Origin of the sequence: Roseimaritima multifibrata, assembly GCF_007741495.1 — a bacterium.
In the GTDB taxonomy this organism is placed as follows: domain Bacteria; phylum Planctomycetota; class Planctomycetia; order Pirellulales; family Pirellulaceae; genus Roseimaritima; species Roseimaritima multifibrata.
Map to the genome: position 1 here is coordinate 4402159 of NZ_CP036262.1, position 24176 is coordinate 4426334.

Below are 24176 nucleotides of genomic sequence, written 5' to 3' on the forward strand. Positions count from 1 at the left end.
TTCAGGTTCCGCATTTGAAACGCAGGAATTCCAAGCGTGAACTATGCCATCGAACCTGATCTTCAGACAGCAGAGTTCATTGATATTCTTCGCCGATCGACGCTGGCCGAAAGGCGACCGATGGACGATGCAGATCACCTTGCGCAGATGCTTTCAGGAGCGGACCTAATCGCCACGGCGCGCGATGAAAACGGGAAACTTGTCGGTCTGGCCCGCGCGATCACCGATTTTGCTTACTGCACCTATCTATCGGACTTGGCGGTTGATGTCGCTTCGCAAGGATTGGGAATCGGCCGCCAACTGATCCAATTGATTCATCAAAAGGCAGGCCTGAATACGAGGTTGATTCTGCTAGCGGCTCCGGCTGCCCAAAGCTATTACCCGCATATTGGCATGGAAAAGCATGAATCGTGCTGGATGATTCCACCGCAAGGTCTCTAATAAATCTGACGGTGCTTTTGCCGGTAGGAATCGGTCCTACTTTTTCCGCTTTTTCATTTGCTTCCAAAGCTGCTGACCAATTGTTTTATCGAGCCTCGCCAGTTGTTGCTGCCTTGTGTCGAAAGCGATCAAGCTTCCTTTAGGACGTTTTGCGTAGACGAATGGCAAGCAGACGGCAACGACACGGTGCGGCTCCCCCTTTTCACGAGGCAAGTACCGCGACCGGACCGGCTCGTCCACCGACAGCGAAACGCTTGAGCAGCTCCAAAGAAACGACGGGATTTCGATGATCTCGCTAAGGATCGTGACGTAATCACCTCTAGCAATGTCTTCGCCCGCGACTCGCATGGCAACGGTCAGCCCAATTTTCGAACTCTTTACGGAACTGGTTTTGGTTTTGATTTTGGTCTTCATGATTCCGCGATCGGTGCAGGAATAATTTGGTTCGGTGCGTTCAAGGATCAGCGGCGATCCGGTGACTCATGACCAGGCATCAGCGCAAATCCGAACACACAGAATTCGATTCTCTCTCGACGAAGATAAAACAACTAACGAAGCGCAGTAATCAGGAGGCCTAATAACAGAAAGCCACACGCCAATTCGTCAGCGGATCCATCAAGTGGATTGTGAAGAAAGAAGGCCAAAAGCAGAGATTGGTTCACGCTAAAGCAACGCTTTTCGTAAAATCAAGCGTCACAGGACTAAACCGGCGGCAGTAGCTGTAGCTCAGGCTGCCGGCCTGAAGAGTGAACTGCAGGCTGCCAGCCTGCATTACGTTAGCGCAGAACGAGAACAGGGCAGTGGGCGGAGCGTACGACGTGTTCGGCGACGGAACCGATCAGCAAGCGTTTGATGCCGGTTCGACCGTGTGACGGCATAACGATCAACTCGACACCGTTTTGCGATGCAAATTCAACGATCCCGATCGTCGGCGCGTCGACGACGGCCGCAAAATGAACGCCCACACAATCGGATTTCTCAAACAGATCCTGCATCGCTTGAAGTGCCTTCTTCCGATTCGCTTCGTCGATCTCATTGGCGCCCTCTATGTTTGCCAAAGAATTCCCCAGTTCCCCGGCGAGTTCATAACCACCGTTATCGTCAAACCCGTGAAGCTGAGCAGGGTCGATGACATGCAGTACCGTCACTTGCTCATTTCTACTTGCGATCTTGCAAGCGGTCTCAACGGCCCCAGCAGAGAAGTCTGAAAAATCAAAAGGGACGACGATCTTTGTTTTGGCAAAATAGTTTGTTTCAGCCATTTCTTGTTCCGTCCGAGATCTTTGGGGAATGTATCCATGCCGACTGCCTACCGAACATACATTATCGAATCTTCTCGCGAGAGAATCACGAGAATCTTTACTCCGTCCGTCCGCTTGACCAGCGGAAAGCCAGAAGCAGTGTCGATTGAATTCATGCCCCAACAGGGAGAACGGAATGAATACAACATTCACTTCCAAAGATTCAATCAACACGTATCGTGTTCCACGTTCCAAACCTGCAACGCTACTAAACGGACCGATACCCCGACGATCTTCTGATGCTAAGCACAGCTCGTACAGGTCGTTGCGTACGGGATGGCTTCCAGCCGCGCCTTAGGAATCGTTTTCCCACAGCGTGTGCATTTCCCATAAGTACCCATATCGATTTGGTGCAACGCATGTTTGATCTGATCAATTTCTTTCAACGCGAGATTCCCGATCGATTCCGCGACCTCGTCCCCTTCGGTCTCCGCGGCTCGATCTTCCCAATCCTCGTTGGCTGGATCGCTCAAGTCATCGTCGATTTCCACCGCTCGGGCGACCAAATCGGCGAGCTCTTTTTCAAGCGACGCGCGAAGCTTGGAGTAATCTGGTTTACTTGTCATGTTGATTGATCGGTTGCTGAGCTGTGGAAACGGCAAACTCGAAGCGAAGGCTCGTTTGAAAGCTGCTTAGAGTCGCGGAGAAGAACTCCCCGTGTTGGCAAGTGTTACGCAAGTCGCGTGCCGATCGCCCCCTTTCCAAAATTAGCTTGCCAACGCGTCCCATACAGCGCGCTTCAGAATGCACAGTGCGTATTCGCACGTGTGCGATGTGCAAACAAGATGCCCATTGCGAATGTTTGCCAGATCAAAGAAAGCGCCGGTTGCCATGGTCTTGCGGAAGAGCCTCCGAAGCGGCTTACTCTGATTAAGAACAAGCCTACCTTGCAATCAACATCGCATTCTTCCGATACGTTACGACCAACACATCGCATCGGGGTGCCTGGGCCAGATGACATAATGACTACGACGGATCGACGCAATTCGCGCCGGCTCTCTCTTCTTCGACTCCACTAAAAAAGCCAAAGAGACCGATCCGTTGCCTTCCCTCTCCTCACATCACGGGGACTGATATTGACAAAAACCATCAAGACGCCTATCGTATATCGACGATAAGCGATTGCAGACATCTAGATTTAGTTTGTCGCGAACCAAAATCATGACGAAAGACGTCCGACGAATATTGGTTGGGCAGCAAGTGTCCGGCGTTGCTAATTGTCACCAACCTTGAGAGCTCGCCCCGACCGACTTTGACTCCGCCCCGTGCCGAACACGTGCGTCATGGTTAACGGGGCTGCATCCAAAGGATAGCCAAATGATCAAAGAAATAACGCTAGTACAACTGGCGGTTTTTCAACATTTAAGCATGTCAAAAGAAAACCCTTTTCATGCAGAAAGATGTCGAAGGCCTGCACGTATTCGCCAACAAAGGATTGCAACGTATCAAATTGGCTGAATTACAAATGACCGCAACTTCAAAACGGACCGAAGGGGCGATGGTTCCGCCCCCCACGGACACGGATGAGCCCCACACTTTGATTCAAAAACCATCAAACCTGTAAGAGGCAAAATCATGGCGAAAGTTCAAGTTCTCGGTACCGGCTGCATTAAATGTGGCTACCTCATGAAAAACGCGGAAGTCGCTGTTGCAGAGCGACAGGCGGGCGATTTGGTCGAGAAGGTCGACGACATCGTGAAAGTGCTTGAGTTCAATCCGTCAGCGCTCCCCGCCTTAGTCATCAATGGCAAAGTCGTCAGCAACGGAACACTTCCTAGCTCGGAAGAAATCAAACAACTCATTGATCAATCAAACGAAGGGGAAGGTCTGTAATGAAAACCAAATCTATTTTCAGCCTATTGCTATTGATGTTTGTAGGCATCAGCATCGTTATGGCAGTTCGAAAAATCGGACCGCCAGCCAAACCGGATTCATCCGATACCGCCGCAGCCGCCACGATGACTTCGGCGACAACGCCGGTCGGTCTCCAGTCGAGTCTTGCGGAGTCCCCCTTCAGCGCGGTCTATTTCCACGCGCCCCATCGCTGTCCGACCTGTCGAACCATCGAAAGCTTTACTCACGAGGCACTCAACCCGGAGATCGAAGCGGGCAAGATTTCCTGGCAAATAGCGGACTACACATCCGATGAAAACGCGTCGCTGGTCAAGCAGTTCGACGTCTACACATCGACCGTCGTGTTAGTAAACGTGGAAGACGGAAAAATTGTCCGCTGGAAGAATCTAGAAGAGGTCTGGAATCATACCGGCGATCAAGATGAATTCACGAACTTCATCAACGAATCCTGGAATTCATTTGCGAACGCAAGCACGAAAGAACAGTCGTGAAAGATGCGTCGCTTTCGTTGAAAGAAGCGAAGTGCGGGAAGGATTTGAACTCCGTGCATCGCTTCGGACGCGAAGTGCAGACAGTCCTACATCGCAGTCCGTCAGTCAATTCGCGAGCGATACGAACATGTGTCACCTATGGATTCCGATCCAACAGAAGAGAGAACCGACGCGCCAAAAATGACGGCGTCGAATGATTTCGCTTTATCCCCCAAACGAACCGTCACGACAGGCAGGCAATCCGAAACCTAAAGTTCACGTAACAAGGTAGTACGCGAAATCATGAATAGTTATTGGCTAGTAGCAGGTTCAGCATTATGGCTAGGAATTCTGACATCGATCAGTCCATGCCCACTCGCCACGAACATCGCTGCGATATCGTATGTCAGCCGTAGTTTGGGACAGTCCTGGAAGACGGTTGCCTCCAGCTTGCTTTACACACTGGGGCGGGTACTGGCATACAGCGTTCTCGGAGCGTTGGTTGTCGCAAGTCTGCTTTCAGCTCCGGGTCTAGCCGTCGGACTCCAGAAGTATCTGAACCTATTCCTGGGCCCATTGCTGGTCATTGTCGGGATGATTCTGCTGGGATTAATCGAATTGCCAATGACTTCAGGGCAGGGGATCCAAAGGCTGCGTGAGAAATTTGAAAACCTTGGATTCATCGGTTCGGCCTTGCTGGGAATCTTGTTCGCCCTCAGCTTTTGCCCAGTATCAGCCGCTCTGTTCTTCGGCAGCCTAATTCCTCTGGCAGTGAAAAACGATTCAAGCGTGTTCCTACCTGCTCTCTACGGAGTCGGAACAGGCGTTCCCGTGCTTCTGTTTGCCCTTCTGTTGGTCTTCGGCAAACAGTCGTTTTCTAGCTTTTTCCAAAAAGTAACCAGTGCTGAAACTTGGCTGCGCCGCCTTACCGGAGGCAGTATTTTGGCCGTTGGCATCTACATCACCGTTCAACAAATCTATTTGAGCTGAAGCAATTGTTTTGGTGGACCAGCGATGATAGCCCCTGGGTGCCAATAGACTCTGCAGCGCGAATGTCTGCTTGGGCAAACGATAGGGCCAGGCCCTATCAGCCATGAACACGCACGCGGATCCTATTTAGATGGCCAGCGGAAGCTCAATCCCATCTACTTTCTTAGCGGAACGGCGCGAGCCGTCCGGCATTCAGATTGAAAACACAAAGAATTTGCCCATCGGCTTGCGCCGATCCGCTAGAAATACCGCCCGCAGATGCCAAAGGAGCTGGCATTGGGCGGAAATTGGCTCGGCAGCTGGATCCGCTCTACTTCTGCCGTGCTCGGTCCCAAGGACTGCCCGGCTGAATTTCAGAATCCATTTCAGCGCCTATGTCAGACTCCATTTCAGAGCCCGTTTCAGACTCCACTTCAATCTCGTCGAGATCTGGGCTGTTCTTCCCATGCCGGTCGTCGTAACTGACCGAGTACAAATAGAGCCGTTCGACCTTTTTCCGCGCCCATTCCGTTTTCCGAAGAAATTTCAAGCTGCTGTTGATGCTCGGGTTGCTGATGAAACACTGGATGTGGATGCGGTCACCCAATCGCTCCCAACCATACTCAGCGACCAAGTACTCTAGGATCGATTTCAGCGTGATGCCGTGCAGCGGATTGTTGGGCTGTGACTGGTTCATAAGCTTTTGTAGAAGGATTCCTATACGTTGACCGAAAACCGGCCGCCGGCGGATGTGAATTCCCCGATTATGGTCAAACGGGCGACAATCCGATACCGTCGATTGACCAGCCCGGCTGCCTCCCCAAGCATTCTATTCCTTCCTTTACGCGTTCTCGCTAAGAATTTTGCCGATTCGCAACAACGCGCAATCCGTTGACCTGCATAACGCGAGAAACCGGAACCGAGTGGCAAGCGACACTGCCCGCACACTAAAGCGATTCGGGCGAAGCTGCCTGCCGCAAGCCAAAGGAGGGGGGAAAGCAGGGCAATGGGCCGGGCACCTACTGCCGAAATTTGAATCCTGTTGCCGAAATCTGAATCCCGCCACGCGCTCGTCTTCAATGGCCCTATCGCTGACCGCTTCAAGCGATTCTATGAATTAGCTCTCATCGGTCGACTCGAACTTCGCGAACGATCCGGTGGTTCGATTGGCGTAGGCAACAAGGGCCAGCATCACCGGCACCTCCACAAGGACGCCCACGATCGTGGCCAAAACGACCGGCGATGACGCTCCGAAAAGAGTAATTGCCACGGCAACTGAAAGCTCGAAGAAATTCGATGCACCGATCATCCCGGCCGGTGCAGCGATCTCGTGACGACAGTGAAGTTTATAGCAGACACCATAAGCCAAAAAGAAAATCAAAACCGTTTGGATAATCAGCGGGATCGCAATCAACACGATATGAAACGGATTGTTGAGAATCACTTCCCCTTGGAATGAAAAGATCAAAATCAATGTCAGCAGCAAACCGGCGATCGTGAAGTTATTGAACTTAGGAATAAACTTGTTCTCGAAATACTCTTCGCCTTTGGAGCGGACGACCAGATGCCGGGTGAGTACTCCACCGGCCAACGGCACGACAACGAACAGAACCACCGAAACGATCAGCGTCATCCAGGGGATCGTAATCCCTCCGATACCTAGCAAGAGCGCAACGATCGGGGTGAAGGCGACCAAAATGATCAAGTCATTCGTCGCCACCTGCACCACGGTGTAAGCCGCATTGCCACGCGTCAAGTGACTCCAAACAAAAACCATCGCAGTGCAGGGTGCAGCCCCCAACAAAACAGCACCTGCCAAATAATCCTTGGCCAATTCCGGTGAAATCCAGGGCTCAAACACCACATAAAAAAAGAACGCGGCGATACCAAACATTGTAAAAGGCTTGATCAGCCAGTTCACAATCCAGGTTACAAACAACCCCTTCGGAGTTTTTCCGACATCCTTAATACTGGCGAAATCTACCTTCATCATCATCGGGTAGATCATCAACCAGATCAGTATCGCGATCGGTATCGAAACATTGGCGTACTCAAATTTGACAAGGAGTGCAGGGATTGCGGGAACAAACTTCCCAATCAACACCCCAATCACCATGCAAAGCACAACCCAGTACGTCAGATTCTTTTCGAAGAAGCCAATGGATGCCTGCGGTTCTTTGTCCATCTCTAATGTCTTTCTAGTTCTTTACTGGCAAACGTTTCAGTCTGCGTTCGTTAATCGAAATCTGTGGGCACACGGAAAATCTATGTTTTGGCCGATCGACGCTTGGGACGACAACCTTCAAACGCGACCGCCAATCCACGAAAAGCTTCAGAGAGATGCTTATACCGCACTGCATACATGACCGTGCGGCCTTCTTTCGTGGCGGTGAGGACTCCCGCTTTCTCCAACACGCTCAGGTGACGCGACACCACAGAGAAATCGACCTTGCAGCATTCCGTTAGTTCGGTAACCGAACAAGCCCGACCGCACTTCGCCAAGCAGGAAAGCAGCTTTAATCGCGTCGGTTCGCCCAATGCCTTAAACAGTTCAGCATCAAGCAAGTCGTCGATGGGGCCACAACACTGTGAGGCCTCTTGTGGCTTCATGTCCGAATCTCCGTGCATGCATGTTTGCGTCAGCATGCAAACGTACAACGTTACGCAGAATGCGTCAAGAGACGGAAAACGAGTTGCAGCCGCAGAGGATCTCGGCGAGAAAACGCTCCAGACGAAAAACGCCCGCGACAGATTTCTCTATCGCGGGCGTTCTGGTTTACAACAAGTTCACAACACGGTCGGCGAGTCCTTTCTCGCCAAGCACGATGCTCATATTGCCGGCCGAGGCAATCTTTTCGAGTATTTCCAGCTCTCGAAGTCGCATCAGCGTTGGATTGTCGGCCAGCAGCTTTGCCGTGTTGGCTTGGCTTCGCATGGCCGCCGTTTCTTCGCGGGCGCGGATCAAGTTTGCTTCGGCCGCCTTCCTGGCTTCGATCACCTTGTTCATCAAGTCCTTCATGTCGCCTGGCAGGATCACATCACGGATTCCGACCGAAACGACTTCCAAACCGAGTACTCTGGCTCGGTCACGGACGCTCTGCTCAAGTTCTTCGATCAGATCGTCTTTGCCTCCCAGAAACACGTCCAGTTCACGAGCGCCGACGGAAGCTCGCAGCGCAAACTGCACTTCTCGGTAGAACGATTGTCGCAAATCGTCCGACACACTTACCGCTCGGCGCGCATCCTTCACGACGTACGTCGCCATCGCGTTGATCCGCAGGCTTACCTTGTCGGCCGTCAGCATTTCTTGTCCGGAAACGTCGACCTGCAATTCACGCGTGTCGACGGCGACAACACGAGCGTCACCGGCATCCTTCCAGAATGCATACAAACCAGGGTCAAGCAGTTCAACGAAGCGGCCATCCAGGAATAGGACGCCGACGTGGTCCCGATCGACCTTGCACACGTCCAGCAATCGGGCCGCGTCGCCCCCCCGAACGATCGTCGAGAGCTCTTTGTGCTCCAGACGTGCGTTTTCGATGGTAACGGTTTCGACGCGAGTATTACGAACGCCGGTCCAGTATGCGTACAGGCCAGGGCCAAGGACGCAGCTGAATCGACCGTCGATCCACACCAACGCTCGCTCGTGATCGCTCAAATCAATGACCTCGGCCTTGTCGGCCAAAACGCCAGACTTGACGATCACGTCAAGCTGATCATCGACCAGCCATGGGTCACGTTTGCTGACCACACGAACCTTAGTCTTACCAAATCCCATGTAGACAAAGTGCTTTCCAGCACCGATCAGCCCAACGAATTCGTTTTCGCGGAATTTCAAACCGACTTCATAACTACGAATATGGATTTTCTTGAACATAGTGAAGTCTTCCTCCTGTAATTTCGGCAAGGTTCGATACCGACTTGCCAGCGGCTTTGTTGTTGATTTCGCTGTGAGAAGGAGGCTTTTGGGCAAACCATTGTTCACCGAATCACACAAAATGTTCGCGGAAGTTTGCTCCCAATCATTAAGCGTGACCGGCGTCTGCTGAATTGGGGCTTTGATGATGGAACGGTTCAGGTTGGCGAATAGCCAGCTTTACCGTTCCGATATTCAAAGACCGTCTTCAGGTTCGTCCGGTGCTACTGAATGATTCGTCTGCGAACTTGCAAGGCGAAACGATCGTGTTGCTAGGCAGAAACATCCGACCGAGGTCATTGGTCGCTGCCAGCCGATTCGGCGAGGCAACCGAATGCCCGCCAGCTTCATGGTGAACGCTTTCGCGCCCGGTTGAGTCAGCCTTAAGCCAACTTTGGTGCGTGACGGGATTCGAACCCGTGACAGTCAGAGTGTTAATCTGATGCTCTACCCACTGAGCTACTTCGGCCGATGTTCATGCAGAACCCGTTTACGGAACACGGCAAACCAATCGCAAACTCGCAAGGCCACCGCGCCGCCGGAACTCACACCGACCAATCGCATCCAACCTGACACACTTGAGTGCCACTGGTTCACGATCATTGATAAAGAAATCGAGTCTGCCGAAATGGACGGATACCCGATTTGAGCGTCTTCGCTCGAAGACGAATGTCTCCGGGAGACGTGCGATAAATAGGTTCCAAGTAAGGTTGCAGGCAACCGAGATCCCAACCCGCCGCGTCAGCGAGAGACCGAAAGAGCAGGCCGCTGTCCCTCGCCGCGCCAGTTTTGAAGTTGCGATTTTTGAAGTTGGCTACTTTGCTTCCGCCGGGCTTGTCCCGGTCCGGGCCAATCCCGGAAACGGAACTCTCGATACTTGGAGCTTAAAAAATGCTGGAATAGCCGAATGATTTGAGGCATCCGCAAGAGTACGGAAATCAGGACGATTGCTCCCAGCAATCACCTCAAAAGCGCAATTTCAAAACTTACGCAGCGGGTTGGAATTTTCGTCTCTTGCCACATCACTGCAATCCGCTTGGAAATCGAAACTTACAAATCGCACGTCCCGATCGCGACCCTCTCAATACCAACTTCTGTGTCAAAATTTTATGGCGGTTTCGGTCCGGTTCCGCAACCTAATCCTTAGCGGCCGAATTTCGGCGTCCAGATTTGCCTCTTAACGCTCGATTTTCCTAGGTTTCGCTTTACTAAATTTAAGTCAAACCGTGAACCATTCCCTATAAACTTCGATACTCACTCGCAGTCGATCGGCAGCGGGCGCGGATTCGCTCGACGCGGCGTGGTGCTTCGTCGGTCGTTGGAATGACGGCGATGAAGACCGAAAGCGACGGGTAATGCACCGCTGCGCAATCTCGAATGCTTAAACGAAACCGATGCTATGCCGACCTGCCGCTCATCCTACAAGGGACCGAAACCAATGCTTCGCTATCTGATTGCTGCAACTTGTCTTCTCATTGGGACGGCTGAACTTGGCGCCGCGGATTGGCCTGAGTTTCTTGGGGCGGGTGGTGCCGCAAAATCAGCGGACGTCGTGCCATTGACCTGGAGCGAAACTGAAAACCTTATGTGGAAGGCCGATTTGCCTGGGACGGGTTCGTCCAGCCCCATCATTGTGGACAATCAAGTCATCGTGACTTGTTATGTTTCCGGTGACGCGGCTAAACGCCAAGTCGTCAGCTTCGACAAGAACACCGGCAAGCAACAGTGGTCCGTCGATTTTCCGATCGACTATCGCGAAGACGGTTATCAGGGATACATCACCGAACATGGCTACGCCAGCAATACGCCGGTGACCGACGGCCAGAACGTGTATGTGTTCCTCGGCAAAGGGGGCGTTCACTGCATCTCTCTGGAGGGCATCAAAAAATGGAGCGTTGATGTCGGCAAGGGGAGCAGCAACCGGCATTGGGGATCAGCGTCCAGCCCTGTGCTTTACGAAGACAAACTATTCGTCAACGCAGCGGAAGAAGCCAAGGCGATCTTCTGTCTGGACAAGCATTCCGGCAAGGAGCTGTGGCGAACCGATGCCGACATGCTGGAACTGACCTACGGAACGCCACGCATTGTCCACGTCGATGATGCGAACGTGGAATTAGTCATCAGCGTGCCCGAAGAGATCTGGTCACTCAATCCTGATAATGGGAAATTGAAGTGGTTCGCCAGCACTCCCATGACAGGGAACGTCACGCCGTCGGTGATTGTGGATGGAACCACGATCTACAGTTTTGGCGGCTATAGAGCATCGGGCAGCATCGCGGTCAAAGCGGGCGGTGGAACGGCCAAACAGAAAGACGTGACCAACAGCGACGTTTTATGGACCAATCAATCGAGCTCCTATGTTGCGACACCGTTGCTACACGAAAATCGTTTGTACTGGATCGACGACCGTGGGATTGCCTACTGCACCTCTGCGGAAGACGGCAAGGTGATTTACCGCGAACGAGTCCGCAATCTCGAAAGTGGTCGGCCCGTCTACGCATCGCCGGTTCTGATTGGACAGCATATCTATATCGTCACCCGTCGAAGCGGCACGATTGTGTTTCCGCCCGGTGAATCATTCACGCCGAAATCGCAAAATAGGTTTGCCAGCGACGCAAGCGACTTCAACGCGTCGCCCGCGGTTAGCGACGGAAAATTGTACTTACGAAGCAACCAAGCTCTCTATTGCATTGGGGCAAAATGACCGCAAACACCGGGGAATGCATTTGAAATACGGCGGAATCAAGCGGGAAAACGACATCGCATCAATAACGACTCATCCCCAATTTGCCACATGCGTTGGAAAACCCCATGCAGACCACTCTCCACCGAACCTTGGCCGCACTGTTTGCAACCCTCCTACTCACCGGAACCTCGATGGCTCAGCAAAGTCCGACGGAGCCAACGTTAGCTGACCAGTTGGCCGAAAAAACCGCCCAATTCGCGTCCCGTGCACCGGCTGATCGCAAGGCCGCCTATCAAAAGGGGATCGACATGGTCCATGCAACGGGAATCGAAACATCTGCTAAGCAGGTGGGTGACGCTGCAATCGATGGCACGCTAAAGGACTGGAAGGGCAACACGATCACGTTAAGCGAACTGTGGCAAGAAGGCCCGGTCGTCCTGATGTGGTATCGCGGCGGATGGTGTCCCTACTGCAACATCCAGCTCCGGGCGATGCAGCAGAATCTTGACAAAATCGAGAATGCAGGTGCCAGGCTTGTCGTGATGACGCCTGAGCTACCGGCCAAAGCAAAAGAAACGGCCGAGACGAACGATCTGAACATCGTCGCCCTCCATGACGCAAACCTAGAACTGGCCAAGAAGTATGGGATCGTCTTCGATTTGCCTGCCCCAATCGCCCCGATGTATCGCAGTAATGGCAAACTGAAAGAATACAACGGAAACGAAGACCTCCAGTTGCCGCTATCGGCGACCTACGTCGTCGATTCGTCCGGAAAGATCACCTACGCATTCCTGAACGCCGACTACAAGAAACGCGCCGAACCATCCGATGTGATCACCGCGGTCCAAGCGGCCGCGGCTCAGTAGTGGATCATCCGTTGATCCCGTCTCAGTGATCCATTTTGACAATGGCGTTTTGCAACAGCTGCTTCAGCCGTACGGGATCCGTCGCGCTGACCTTTGCGACAAAGCCACGTTTGTGTGCAAAACGAACTTCGTCGTGCGATTCGATTTGCGAAAAATCCAAACGTTGGCAGTCGTTGTAGCGAGTCAATCCGTATCCGTCGCCTCGCCGATCGGGATAGACTAACGCTTGAATCTCCTCGGTTTTTCCTTCGCTCTCGATGAATGCGTAGACACCAAACGAAGGGTTCTCTGAAATCGCGTCACTTTTTTCCAGGAACAGTGCTCGAACCGGTTCGCCATCGGTTTCGATCGTCCAGTACTGGCCATGTGCTTTCAAGTAGTCCAGTCGTTCACGCAAAGTCCGTAAGTAATTGACGATATCTTCACCCACCATGCACATGACTTGGTAGATAGGATTCTCAGGACGGAGCTCTGTGCAATTCGCGAATCGGCCAAGCAAAGTAATATCGACCGGGGAATTCAACGCCCCCAATGCCGAGCGCGGGATCCCCATCAACTTGGCAGCTTCGTTTGGTCCCAACGTGTCCAGCCATTCCGCTGGTCGAAGCCAAGCACAGAACGATACCGCATCTTCGTAAAGTCCCATGTGTTGCAGGACAAGTGACAACGCACAAAGTGGCGGAGCATCGCGTGGGAACTGGTGATGGTCAAAGTTGTTTTTACTTGGATCGTGTGCACCCCCCACATCAACGACGCAAATCAAAGGATCGGCCAAGTCCTGATCCGTAGGCTCGCGCCGCTGGATCGGAACACCATGCGAATGAGCCAGCAGACAGCAGGCAAGGAAATCATCTTTGTGAGCGTCGCCCGGATGGGTCACAATCAGCTGCATGGTCATAAAGTTGCGTCATCAAATTGGCGAGCAGGTAAAAAACAACAACCACAAAACATACAGCCCAAACGGACGCTGCAAAGGCACACAAGCACGAAGCGCAAGCGAGTAAACAAACGAACCAACAAAATTCTACCCACAACCACGAACCACAAGCAAATAAACCGCCACCGATACCAACGGCGTCCCAAGGTCCCCCAAAACATTTGACGGGAAGGCTGATTCGCTTACCCTTCCCCCCCTGGACTCATTGCCAAGGATGCGGCGACGTGCAGATGGCCAACCAAATCCCCAAAACGCTGTGGTGGGTTTCGACATTGCATCATGGTTTATGCAACTGCAAGTCACATCAAAATCTTTCGGGGAACCGTGCCTTGCACCTTGTTCCCTACGAATATTACAATGATCCTCGATCGTTGGCCCCCCATTTGATCTTCCTGTGCCCCTTCTCAGCTACCGGCCTCAATTGTTCGTTATGGATATTGGAAACGATCAATACACACTGATGACCAGCACAACTGGTCTTGTCGGGCAGTATCTGATTCGCAATGCGATGGTACGCGGCCAGCGCATTGCGGTGATCGTTAGAAGTACCAAAAAGAAGACAGCCTACGAACGTGTTGACGCTATTCTGCAGAGATTCGAATCAGAACTAGGGCGCGAGCTGCCTCGCCCCGTATGTTTGGAAGGCGATATCCTCGAACCCGATCTGGGGCTAAGTCCTGGAGCGGTCGATTGGGTCCGCAACAATTGCTCCCGCATGATTCACGGTGCGGCGGTCCTTAAGTTTCAAGGCACCGATCGCACCGAAGACCCCTGGAAAACAAACTTGGGGGGTACGGAGAATGTTTTGGCGTTCTGTCGCCATACGGCCATCAGGGACTTTCACTACTTCTCGACGGCATACGTTTGCGGCAACCGAACCGACTTGGTTCATGAATCTGAATTGGATGTTGGGCAAGACTTTCGCAATGACTACGAAAGAAGCAAATTCGAAGCCGAACATGCGGTTAGGAAAGCACCGTTTTTTGATCAGCTGACCGTCTATCGTCCAGCCGTTATTTCGGGCGATTCGCAGACGGGACATACAACCAGCTACCACGGGCTACATACCTACCTGCGATTAATGTCGCTGCTCGTGCCAATGGTCGACCCCGACGAGAACGGCGTCCGACACACCCCCATTCGCCTTCCGATGACCGGCGATGAGCACCGTAACGTTGTGCCAATCGATTGGGTTGCGGACGTGGTATCGCGGCTCCTCGACACGCCTGAATCTCACGGTAAAACCTACCACCTGACGCCACGCATTCACCTCACACCGCGAAGAATCATTGACTGCTGTTGCTCGTACTTTAATTCACACGGGGTCCAGTATTGTGGGGACCTTAACGTGTCAGAGAACATGAACGGTTTTGAGCAGACCTATTTTTCCGGAGTCGCACTTTATGATCCGTACAATTCAACCGATCCAAAGTTCGACAATTCGAACCTTCTAGAATTTGCTTCGGACCTCCCCTGTCCGGAAATTGATGAAGCGGTCATTCACCGATATCTTGCGTTTGGGATGGCCGACCGGTGGGGCAAACGACGCAATCGCGACATCGAATCGCCAAGTCCATTAGTCGATTTCCTGAGAGACGCTACCGTCGCATCGATGCATCAAGAGAAAGACAAACGCTCTGAATTGCAGGCTCCTGCGGGTCTGGGCCTGGACATCCTGGGTCCTGGAGGTGGTCAATGGCGATTGGTCGGGCAACAAGGATCCGCAAGACTGGAGGTTGCCCATGGACTTCCATGTCCGAAAACTCCAACGATTCGTGCTAGTTCACGCGTTCTTGCCAAACTGTCGACAGAGCAGGATCTGTGTTCATCGGAGATCGGTCGGTACCTGAACGCTAATACGTCTCCTGCCACGCTCTCTAGCGACGCAATTGACATGTGCCGCACACTGTTTGCGAAAGTCGCATACACCTAGACCAGGCGACTCTTCAACCGCTTTTGATGCGTTTGCTTAATCGCTAATTGGGCCTCGAGTGACATTCGGCGAGCGGTTACTCGTATCGCAACGCATCGATCGGATTCAATCGAGAGGCGGTGCGGGCAGGGTAATATCCGAAAACGATCCCCACGGTTGCGGCAACGGATACCGCAACGATCGGAGCCCAGATCGACATCGCGGTCGGCCAACCAATGACATAGGCAACCAGCGAAGACCACAGATGACCAGCAAAGATACCGATAAATCCACCGACCATGCACAGCACGGTCGCCTCGATCAAAAACTGGCGCAGGATCGCACTACGGTTCGCACCGACTGCCATCCGTAAACCGATCTCTCGCGTCCTCTCGGTTACCGAGACCAGCATGATATTCATGATCCCGACGCCGCCAACCATCAGCGACACGCCGGCAATCACCAACCCGAGCGCCGATACTCCGCCGACGACTTGTCCGACAACTCGCGATACCTCCGTAATATCGTTGATTCGATAAGCACCAGCTGAATCAACGTTATGGCGACGTGACAGCAACTGCGTGATCTGCTGACGCGCCAATTCAACATGCTCAGGCGACACGGCCTCGACATAGATTTGATGGACTTCCTCGCGCTGCGTCGATCGCTTCATCGATGCCAGCTGCATCGGCGGCATCAGATCCGCAAAGGTACTGAATTGTGGGGTACTTCCAGGACTGCTGTTCACGCGAAGTTTAAATGTCGTCCAAGGTCCGATGATAATGTCATCTTGGTCGTTTCCAATCACGTCGCCTCCCTTTTCGGTTAACACCCCCAGAACGCGCAACGGAACCCCATTGACGCGTATCTCCTCACCGATCGGGTACTCGTCACCAAACAGTTCACGAGCGACGGTCATCCCGAGAATACAGACCTTAGAAGCTTCAATCACGTGCTCGTCGGTGAACGATGTTCCCAATTCAAGCTGATCCCAGTTGCGCGCCGTCAAATACTGCGGCGTGGTTCCAAGAGCTAGGTTGGGACTCCACCGTCGATTCCGACGAACCAATTGAACGTGTGAATAGACCAACGGCGCCGCGACCTTCACCGCCGAGCACTGCTCGGAAACCGCCACGACGTCTTCTGGAATAATTTGGATCGGACGTTGGCGTCCACCGCTGCTGGATGCTTTGCCGGGACTAATTGTCAGCATGCTGGCGCCCATACTAGCGACCGTTTCTTCAATCGCAGTCGCAGCACCGGCGCTCAGTTCCATCGTTGAGATCACCGAGGCGACGCCGATAATCACTCCCAGCATTGTGAGAACCGTCCGCAGCGCGTTTCGACGCAGCGCCAAAATCGCGACGATAACTGCATTCCAGCTAGCAGCCAGAGGCCAAGCGGATGCCTGTTCACGCGTCGATTCCGACTTCGTTTCTGGCGGACTTAAGGGTCCGGCGGTGCAAACCCGCTGGCGAACGTCTTCCGCAACCAAGCCGTCTTTCATTCGCACGACACGGTCCGCTTCGTGAGCGACTTCCGCATCATGGGTGACCACCACAAGCGTGATGCCGTGCTCTTGGTTGAGTTGCCGAAACAACGCCAGGATTTCCTGCTCGGTAACCGTGTCTAGGTTCCCTGTGGGTTCGTCAGCCAGCAACAGCTTAGGACGATTCATCAGTGCCCGAGCGATCGCAATTCGCTGCCGTTCGCCCCCCGACAATTGATTTGGCATATGGTCCAGTCGGCCCGCCAAGCCAACGGATTCCAGTAAACGAGTCGCATCTTCAACGCGGGTCCGTCTGGAACGACCGTCCGATGAATAGATGGTCGGCAACAGCACGTTGTCTAAAGCAGTCGCACGCGGCAGCAGATTGAAGTTTTGAAAGACAAAGCCAATATGCTGACTTCGAAACGCCGCAAGCTCCATCGGCGTAAGACTGGAAACATCGGTGCCCGCCAGACGATAGATCCCGTCCGTCGGATGATCCAAACTTCCTAGCAGGTTCATCAAGGTCGTCTTGCCAGATCCCGAGGATCCCATCAGCGCCACGTACTCGCCCGCTTCGATATTCAGCGTGATGCCCTTAAGCACCGCCAAGTCGTGGTCACCAACGCGATAGTCTTTACGAAGACCCTGCAGTTCGATCAACGTTGCAACCTATAGTTAACGAACTGAATTGACATTAGGCATGACGCCCGCAAACGCCGTAAAACCATTCGCCGCAATGCTGCCACATGAAAGGTCATGCGGCTTTCCTGACGCTGACATCCTTCTCATCTGAATCGCTCAATCGACCATCCGTAACCATCAGCACACGAGTGGCGACGGAGAAGTAACGATCGTCATGGGTGATCGCGACAACCGTTTTTCCACTGCGATTCAGCTCGGGCAGAATTTGCTGATAGAAGGTATCTTTGAATTCAGGATCTTGTTCGGCGGCCCACTCATCAAACACAAAGATGGGCCGATCGTCCAGCGCGGCAACCAACAATGCCAGACGCTTGTGCTGGCCTCGCGACAGTTCTCCCGTCAAGAGCCGTCCCGTTTGCACATCGACTTTATCTTCCATCCCCAACAGCGAAATCCAATGCTCCAACTTGCCGGGCGTCGCATCAATTCCAAGCAGGCGATCGAATAAATGCCCTTCGACAAAAACGGTTGAAAAGAGTTGCCGATAGTCCGCGCGTACTTTGTTTGTTACGTCACGACCGTTCCAGGAAAGCCGCCCCGCATCGGGAACGTACAGACCGGTCAATAGCTTCGCGAGCGTCGTTTTTCCGCTGCCATTACCTCCCGCGATGAAAAGCGTCTCACCTGGACAGAGCGTCAAATCAACCGGCCCCAAAGCGAAACAATCATCACCCATAGAATCGTATCGATAGGTGACGCCTTGCAGTTCGATCGACTGAAATTTGGTAGGAGCTGAAACCGAGCTTTGCTGCTCGGGCCGATCAATCATTAACCCCAAGGTTTCGATCTTGGCCACGGCAACCGACGCGGCATTCATTGCAGGCAACCATCCCAAGATCCCGTCCAGCGGATAAGTAAGATACAGGATCGTCAATACGTAACCGGTCAACGTTGCCGTCGATACGGTCGAGATCTGCGGCCATAGAAACAGCAACAGGCCGATGCCGATAAAGAGAAACAGGCGGCCCCAACTGTGGGCAAATCCTTGGATGTTCGATCCAACAATCAGACTGTGCCGCATCCGCGTATCCGCAGGCAGTAATACGTCATAGACAAAATCCAGACATCGCATGTTGTTCCCCTTCAGCTCCTTGATGCCGTCGATCATCGCCCGCAACTGCTTGACCACTTCGTCTTGGTCCTCGCGGGCTTTGCGAATGTGACGGTTGGCCAGCCGAAGGCCGGTCAAGAAACTAAACACGCCGATGCTGGCCATAAGAATCGTCCCGCCTGCCAGCGGAAGAGACAGCGTGGCCAAATAGACCAAACCACAAGCCAACACCATCGCATTGGCACAAGCGGCGGGAAACGCAGACAGAGCGGCCGTGATCGCATTCACATCACCGATCAACGCCGCCAGCAATCGATTGGGGCCGACAGATTCCAGAGTCGGCAACGGAGCGGCGATGATCTTTGTGCACAGCTCATACCGCAGACGGGCGGCCGTGGCCTGCGACAGTTGCACTAGCAAATACTTCGCAGTCACCTGAGTTAGCAGCACCATGACACAGGCGCCCGCAAACAAATACGGAAGCGACCCAGCCTCTGACGGATCATCGGTCAGTGCATGGTGAATCAGCATGATCAAGCCAAGATTCATCATGCCACTTAAGGCACCCAGCAATCCAGAAACCAGACCGGATATCCAGGAAGATCGGATCAGGACCAGAAACAGTTTCATTGATGTGACATGATTAGTGACTCAGGCTAAAAGCGGGAAACACGAATCTCCTTGCGCGTGGGCAATACACTTTCGCTGCATATAACAAGAATCTTTTCCTGTCACAATGGAGATCGCCCGGACGAAATTCATGCGTCCCCTTTCGCTTTCATAGCAATCAGCCGACCTGAGAGCAGAAAAGGCTGAAAGTTAGCGAATAAGGGACATCGAAATCGCCAGAAGGGTCGCCGACCTTTTCAGAGGACTGCTATGCGGCTAGGCACCGAAGGAGCCCAAGCCGCTTTGCAACGAGCTGTCGATTTAGTCGGAAGCAGAGAAGAATCATCCCCTTTCGCTCGGGACGCGAACAGAACAAGCAAAGAAAATCTGGCTCCCCTCGCGCTCAAAACAAGCTCGCTCAAAACAAGCTCGCTCAAAACAAGCTCGCTCAAAACAAGCTCGCTTAAAACAGGTTTGAGATTGAATCAGACATTCGCCAACCAGTTCAATTGACTGCGACTGAAAGGCTTGTTCTGGGGGAGAGGGGCTGGGGGGAGAGGGGGCCGACGGAGGTAGGAAAGGCGTGAGATATCCGCTTGAAATGCGGGGCATCAACCGCATCTTCGCCGCAGAATCGCCTGCCGACAAACGCCCAACACGAGACTCGTTCGGTAACACTCACTCAGTTCACTCGGCAGAACGTTCCGCTACTGGGGTTTAGACGATTCCCGAACTCGCCTTACGACAATCCCTAACAACTTGTCGGCTGCCTGCGTCGAAACCGCGCGAGGGTCATGGTGCAGAGTGATCGTCAAGCGATTGGCGTACCAACTGACTCCAAATGCAGCGTTCAGATGTCGAGCGATCGGCGGTATCGCCTCGGTTTCGTTTAACACGACATTCCCGCACCGCAACCTACCTTCGCTGCGTGGCAACGGACTTCGCAAGAACAGTCGACTAAGATTCGTAAAGACAGCAGTGATTTGACAGTTTTTCGGTCGTGCCGTTCGCTGCAGCCCACGTGGCAGGCGCCGTTGTATCCACAGGGAATAGATAAACAGATAGTTCAGTTGCAGCCGCTTGATCAGGTTCATTTCCTCGCTAAGCCTCTTTAACAATTGATCCGGTTCCTCCATGTCGACGCTGCGTCTATCCAGAAAGACCGAGCTGACAATATTGGCGGCGGGTGCCTGGTATTGCTGCTTCCGTCGCAAGCTGACGGGAATCATCACTCGCAACCACCCCTCGGGGTCACGAACGTTCTGAGATTGCCGGAACTCCTGCAAGGCAAGAAACAAGTCGCGGATCAATAGATCGTTCTGCGTCACCCCCGCCCGCTTGGCAGCCTGCCGGAGATCTGCAGAAACTTCCTTATCAAAGTGATGGGCGACCACGGTTGGAAAGGCCGGTGGTGTCGGGGCAGTGCGATCGACCACACGATGCTGCACCAAATGCTCTGGGTTCCTAGTCAAGAACTGAAACACACCGAGAAGACCGACTGCCTGGCGAACAAAAATTCGAAGAAAGCCGCCCGTCGTCAATCCAAGGGAACCGCGACTTGCAAGCAGGTCTTGAGCGACATCGGGAAGGTCGTAGTCGGCGTTTCCATCCATCTCCATCGCGTAAGCCAACAACAGCTCATGAACGACTTGAAAGATCGCAAGCCCATCGCAGCAGGCGTGGTGAAACTGAACTACCAGCTCCGAATCCCGTTCATCAACACGAACGACAAACCTCAGACCGTGCTCCACTTCGAGGTTCAGCCGCAAAAAAGATGGCTGATCGGTTTCGGCTCCGCTGAACCAAGTTACGTTGGACGTGGGCTCGCCCACATGCCATCGGTACTTTCCGCGATGCTGGTCTACCGTCGAATGCAACAGCGGATGCCGGATGACCGTCGTGAGGACCGCCGCGCGAAAAGCCCTTTCGTCCAGGCGTCCTTCGAATCGCATACGCACAAAGCAATTCGTCGGAAAAGCACTGCTGTCCTGATGCAGCATCAACTCTTCAAAATGGGTCAACGAAAAAGTTTGAGGCATCAGCGATGCTGTCATTTTACGAGTTAATGGATTTAACCAAGCAACGCCCCTGGCACATCGGCGACCTTCAGAAAAAATCGCCGAAATCAATCAAACAAGCCGCCTTATTGCGAACGATCGTCCTGAAGCAAAACAAGTAACAGAGCCTAGCCCGGTCGATCCAACAGTCGATTCTAAAATGCTTTAACTAACTTTCTTGGCGTAGGAACTTTGTCATTTTGGGTTGCCCCGGCGCCCCCCAGTACGGAGTAATATTGAGATCGATGACATAAAAATTCTCATCGTCATCCGCAACCACATCCAGAGCACCGTAGTCAAGCTGAATTCCATCCACAAAGGAAGCGACGACCGTTTTCAAACCAGGAGACAACTCGTCATCCGTGTCCGGCGATTCAAGTAGCCGCGAGCAATCCTCATAGTGAAAATTATCTCTTTTAAAGACTCCTTTGAATCGCTTCACGGGACTTTCCGTGTCGGGCTGCACAAATCGAGAGATGACAAGCCGCCCGCAGACCAAATAAGCCCGATAAAAAACGCCTCTCGCATTTTCGATTAACCGCTCAATCGCAAGCCCACGATCCTCCCATTCATCCGTCATACTTGACCGTGGCTTGATCGGGTATTCCAGGTTGCCGTCAACAAGCGTCGAAACGGGAGGCAAACCCATTTGGGCACGCGTCTCCTGATCCAGAAGCAGCTCATTCACCCCTCCGTGGTTGCAGTTCGATTTTAGGATCAACTTTTCATCGGGATTTCCCGCTCGAGTGGCACCTGTCGAGGGGAGCCCCAACCGCTTGCATTCCGCCTGAACGCGCCTTTTGGTTATGTCACTGACATTGGCGTTCCATACGCGAATGCCTTTCTGCCGCAGGGCCGCGATGAGCTCGCTCCGCTGCTGCGGGAATGCTGCTTGACGGCTCAAATTGAGATGCACCAAAAAATCACGGGTGCGCGGCTTCACGCGAGCCAGCACTTCAGAAACTTCATCTTTGGGATTCGCTTCAATTCGATAGGCGCGTGGTCGCCATACCTGAATGCCATAGTCCTTCCACGCATTCCATTCGTACACCGCAAATCGACTTCTTCTCATTCCACTACCAATAACATTTTTGACCGGGGATATCCTGCTCCCGGCGTGAATGTCAGACATTGCCGTGGAGCGGCTTTTGTAGCACAGTGTCGGTTTAGATTCCACTCAACGAATCGGTGGACCGTCCGGCGGTACCGATCCGGCGCTGAAGCCCGGCAGAAGAAACCGGGGGGCAGGGCAGAGGGGTTTTAGGAATCGGCTTTCCGGCACAGCATTCAGATTGAACAATCGGGTTCTACCGCTGTGTGTTGCCGGACGGTGCTGGTATTCTGCTTGTTTGACGGCATCGGGTTCGATTCTGAACCACGTCTCGACTATTTGCTCGCGTAAATACGATGCCAATTCACGGCCTCTTCCGCCCCGACAACCTTATCGCCCCCCGCGGCTTTCTCCAGCATGACTAACCACGGCAACGGGGACTGGAAGACAAACAACGCCGGCTCCGGTGACATCAGCGTCGTGATTCCCGTTTTTAACAATGCGGAATTTGTCGAACAGGCGTTGCAAAGCGTGTTCGACCAGAATCATTGCCGCACAGAAATCATTGTTATCGACGACGGGTCCACCGATCAGACAAGCGAAATCCTGGCAAATTATTCCGAACGCATCAAAGTCATCCGGCAGGCCAACGCCGGATCGGCCGTCGCCAGAAACGTCGGCCTGCATGAAGCGGCGCATGAATACGTCGCTTTCCTGGATGCAGACGACTGGTTTTTGCCTGGGAAACTCTGCAAGCAGGCCGAAATCCTCAATGGCAATCCCCAGATAGGTGCCGTGCATAGTGGCTGGAAGACGGCCGACGCGGAGGGGACCATTACGCAAGAGGTCCAGCCATGGATCAACGCCCCCAGGTTAAATCTAGATACATGGCTAATGCGGAAACCGGTCGCACTGGGAGCGATGCTGTTCAGACGCCACTGGCTGCAGGATGTTGGAGGATTCGACCCGGAACTGCGGATGTCTCAAGACGTCGATTTGATGCTGCGACTTTCTCTGGCGGGATGCCGCTTTGAATGGCAGCGAGAATCGACGCTTTGCTACCGACACCACACTACCAGCACCATTCACAGCGACGGCTTGGGGCAAGTTAAATATGCCACGATGGTGCTGGATAAATTCTACGCGAACCGTCTGGTACCGGCGCCGGTCAAACGGAAAGAACGGTTGGTGCGGTACTATTCGTACACATGGCTGGCCTGGCATCTATTCAATACAGGGAATGCCGATGCCGTCGCCGGACAACTACAACGAACACTCCCGTACTCGCGATATGATTTCCGCCGAACCGTTCACGACTGGCTATATCATCTGACGGAATGGACGGACCCTCAGGATGCGGATTTTGAAGACCTCCGTGAGATAATTCCTCGGCTTGTCGCCATCGGTGACGAGGCCCCGTCGGTTCCCACAAACCTTTCTCCAAACCTTTCCGATCAGCTCGACTGGTGGCTGACCGTCTGGTGGCACTACCTTCAGCGGAACGATGCAGAGGCGTCGCGGCGACTGCACGCGACTCCGGCTCCAGAATCAATTCTTGATCAAATCAACTTTTATCTGCGAACCGGTATCTCGCCCGCCCATCCCGACGCTGTCGATCGATTCTGCCAGGACGCGTTGGCCGCTGGCCTGATCACGTCGACCGATCGGCACAAAGCAACGGAACTTTACGTCACGCTGTGTGGACGCGCACTGTATGCAAGAGATTTGCGGGTCGCCTGTCAAGCGTTGATGCGTGCACTCCATTATGGCTGGCACCCAAGAGCTTGGCTTCCGGCATTCCGCTCAGTCCAGGCCCTTCTCGGAGAGCTACGAACGGCCTGACACCTCGCCACCTTTCTAAC

General features: G+C 53.3%; 22 protein-coding genes. 10 read left to right on the forward strand and 12 right to left on the reverse strand.

The genetic code is table 11. The features are described from left to right. The first annotated feature begins 36 nt into the window (after window positions 1–36). The gene (locus FF011L_RS15860; protein ID WP_246109442.1) at window positions 37–441 is read left to right on the forward strand and encodes a GNAT family N-acetyltransferase; all 405 of its coding nucleotides are present in this window, start codon (window positions 37–39) and stop codon (window positions 439–441) included. A 36-nt stretch (window positions 442–477) separates the two neighbouring features. Here the strand turns inward: FF011L_RS15860 and FF011L_RS15865 are convergent, their stop codons facing one another. The 3 genes from FF011L_RS15865 to FF011L_RS15875 form a co-directional block, all read right to left on the reverse strand. After that, the gene (locus tag FF011L_RS15865) at window positions 478–855 is read right to left on the reverse strand and encodes a hypothetical protein (protein ID WP_145352613.1); all 378 of its coding nucleotides are present in this window, start codon (window positions 853–855) and stop codon (window positions 478–480) included. 362 nt (window positions 856–1217) lie between these two features. Beyond that, window positions 1218–1703 carry a universal stress protein gene (locus FF011L_RS15870; RefSeq protein ID WP_145352614.1) on the reverse strand — a complete coding sequence of 162 codons (486 nt, stop codon included), beginning with the start codon at window positions 1701–1703 and terminating at the stop codon, window positions 1218–1220. A 281-nt stretch (window positions 1704–1984) separates the two neighbouring features. After that, entirely contained in the window at window positions 1985–2308 is a 324-nt protein-coding gene (locus tag FF011L_RS15875) for a TraR/DksA family transcriptional regulator (protein ID WP_145352615.1), read from the reverse strand. Between the two features lie 824 nt (window positions 2309–3132). Here FF011L_RS15875 and FF011L_RS26380 point away from each other — a divergent pair. From FF011L_RS26380 to FF011L_RS15890, 4 genes are all read left to right on the forward strand, one after another. Then, window positions 3133–3306 carry a hypothetical protein gene (locus FF011L_RS26380; RefSeq protein ID WP_218932666.1) on the forward strand — a complete coding sequence of 58 codons (174 nt, stop codon included), beginning with the start codon at window positions 3133–3135 and terminating at the stop codon, window positions 3304–3306. A gap of 11 nt (window positions 3307–3317) precedes the next feature. Then, the gene (locus FF011L_RS15880; protein WP_145352616.1) at window positions 3318–3575 is read left to right on the forward strand and encodes a thioredoxin family protein; all 258 of its coding nucleotides are present in this window, start codon (window positions 3318–3320) and stop codon (window positions 3573–3575) included. Continuing rightward, window positions 3575–4087, forward strand: a complete 513-nt coding sequence (locus FF011L_RS15885) for a nitrophenyl compound nitroreductase subunit ArsF family protein (RefSeq protein ID WP_145352617.1) — start codon at window positions 3575–3577, stop codon at window positions 4085–4087. The genes FF011L_RS15880 and FF011L_RS15885 overlap by 1 nt, the downstream gene beginning before the upstream one ends. A gap of 282 nt (window positions 4088–4369) precedes the next feature. After that, complete coding sequence (locus FF011L_RS15890) at window positions 4370–5056, forward strand: aromatic aminobenezylarsenical efflux permease ArsG family transporter (protein WP_145352618.1); 687 nt, start codon at window positions 4370–4372, stop codon at window positions 5054–5056. Window positions 5057–5366: 310 nt separating this feature from the next. Here the strand turns inward: FF011L_RS15890 and FF011L_RS15895 are convergent, their stop codons facing one another. From FF011L_RS15895 to FF011L_RS15910, 4 genes are all read right to left on the reverse strand, one after another. Beyond that, window positions 5367–5732 carry a VF530 family protein gene (locus FF011L_RS15895; protein WP_145352619.1) on the reverse strand — a complete coding sequence of 122 codons (366 nt, stop codon included), beginning with the start codon at window positions 5730–5732 and terminating at the stop codon, window positions 5367–5369. Between the two features lie 420 nt (window positions 5733–6152). Then, a complete protein-coding gene (gene arsB, locus FF011L_RS15900; protein ID WP_145352620.1) occupies window positions 6153–7220 on the reverse strand; it encodes an ACR3 family arsenite efflux transporter in 1068 nt (355 codons plus the stop codon). A gap of 80 nt (window positions 7221–7300) precedes the next feature. After that, a complete protein-coding gene (locus FF011L_RS15905; RefSeq protein ID WP_218932667.1) occupies window positions 7301–7645 on the reverse strand; it encodes an ArsR/SmtB family transcription factor in 345 nt (114 codons plus the stop codon). Between the two features lie 166 nt (window positions 7646–7811). Next, window positions 7812–8912 carry a slipin family protein gene (locus FF011L_RS15910; protein ID WP_145352622.1) on the reverse strand — a complete coding sequence of 367 codons (1101 nt, stop codon included), beginning with the start codon at window positions 8910–8912 and terminating at the stop codon, window positions 7812–7814. A 1477-nt stretch (window positions 8913–10389) separates the two neighbouring features. Between FF011L_RS15910 and FF011L_RS15920 the strand changes: the two genes are divergently transcribed. Both FF011L_RS15920 and FF011L_RS15925 read left to right on the forward strand, forming a co-directional pair. After that, complete coding sequence (locus tag FF011L_RS15920) at window positions 10390–11655, forward strand: outer membrane protein assembly factor BamB family protein (protein WP_145352623.1); 1266 nt, start codon at window positions 10390–10392, stop codon at window positions 11653–11655. 107 nt (window positions 11656–11762) lie between these two features. Beyond that, window positions 11763–12503, forward strand: coding sequence for a peroxiredoxin-like family protein (locus FF011L_RS15925; RefSeq protein WP_246109443.1), 741 nt, complete (start codon window positions 11763–11765; stop codon window positions 12501–12503). A gap of 22 nt (window positions 12504–12525) precedes the next feature. Here FF011L_RS15925 and FF011L_RS15930 read toward each other — a convergent pair whose 3' ends face one another. Next, window positions 12526–13401, reverse strand: coding sequence for an MYG1 family protein (locus FF011L_RS15930; protein ID WP_246109444.1), 876 nt, complete (start codon window positions 13399–13401; stop codon window positions 12526–12528). A 469-nt stretch (window positions 13402–13870) separates the two neighbouring features. On the opposite strand from FF011L_RS15930, the gene FF011L_RS15935 reads away from it, so the two are divergent. Continuing rightward, window positions 13871–15373, forward strand: a complete 1503-nt coding sequence (locus tag FF011L_RS15935; protein WP_145352624.1) for an SDR family oxidoreductase — start codon at window positions 13871–13873, stop codon at window positions 15371–15373. Window positions 15374–15449: 76 nt separating this feature from the next. Here the strand turns inward: FF011L_RS15935 and FF011L_RS15940 are convergent, their stop codons facing one another. From FF011L_RS15940 to FF011L_RS15950, 3 genes are all read right to left on the reverse strand, one after another. Continuing rightward, complete coding sequence (locus FF011L_RS15940) at window positions 15450–17504, reverse strand: ABC transporter permease (RefSeq protein ID WP_145352625.1); 2055 nt, start codon at window positions 17502–17504, stop codon at window positions 15450–15452. Window positions 17505–17598: 94 nt separating this feature from the next. After that, window positions 17599–19227 carry a cyclic peptide export ABC transporter gene (locus tag FF011L_RS15945; RefSeq protein WP_145352626.1) on the reverse strand — a complete coding sequence of 543 codons (1629 nt, stop codon included), beginning with the start codon at window positions 19225–19227 and terminating at the stop codon, window positions 17599–17601. A gap of 686 nt (window positions 19228–19913) precedes the next feature. Beyond that, window positions 19914–21245: a chromosome condensation protein gene (locus FF011L_RS15950; RefSeq protein ID WP_145352627.1), complete on the reverse strand. Its 1332-nt coding sequence runs from the start codon at window positions 21243–21245 to the stop codon at window positions 19914–19916. A gap of 5 nt (window positions 21246–21250) precedes the next feature. Here FF011L_RS15950 and FF011L_RS27050 point away from each other — a divergent pair, with 5 nt between their 5' ends. Continuing rightward, window positions 21251–21385 carry a hypothetical protein gene (locus tag FF011L_RS27050; protein ID WP_261342536.1) on the forward strand — a complete coding sequence of 45 codons (135 nt, stop codon included), beginning with the start codon at window positions 21251–21253 and terminating at the stop codon, window positions 21383–21385. 47 nt (window positions 21386–21432) lie between these two features. On the opposite strand, the gene FF011L_RS15955 is transcribed toward FF011L_RS27050, so the two are convergent. Then, entirely contained in the window at window positions 21433–22335 is a 903-nt protein-coding gene (locus FF011L_RS15955) for a hypothetical protein (RefSeq protein ID WP_145352628.1), read from the reverse strand. Window positions 22336–22731: 396 nt separating this feature from the next. Here FF011L_RS15955 and FF011L_RS15960 point away from each other — a divergent pair, with 396 nt between their 5' ends. Continuing rightward, window positions 22732–24156, forward strand: a complete 1425-nt coding sequence (locus FF011L_RS15960; RefSeq protein WP_145352629.1) for a glycosyltransferase family 2 protein — start codon at window positions 22732–22734, stop codon at window positions 24154–24156. The last annotated feature ends 20 nt before the right edge of the window (window positions 24157–24176 follow it).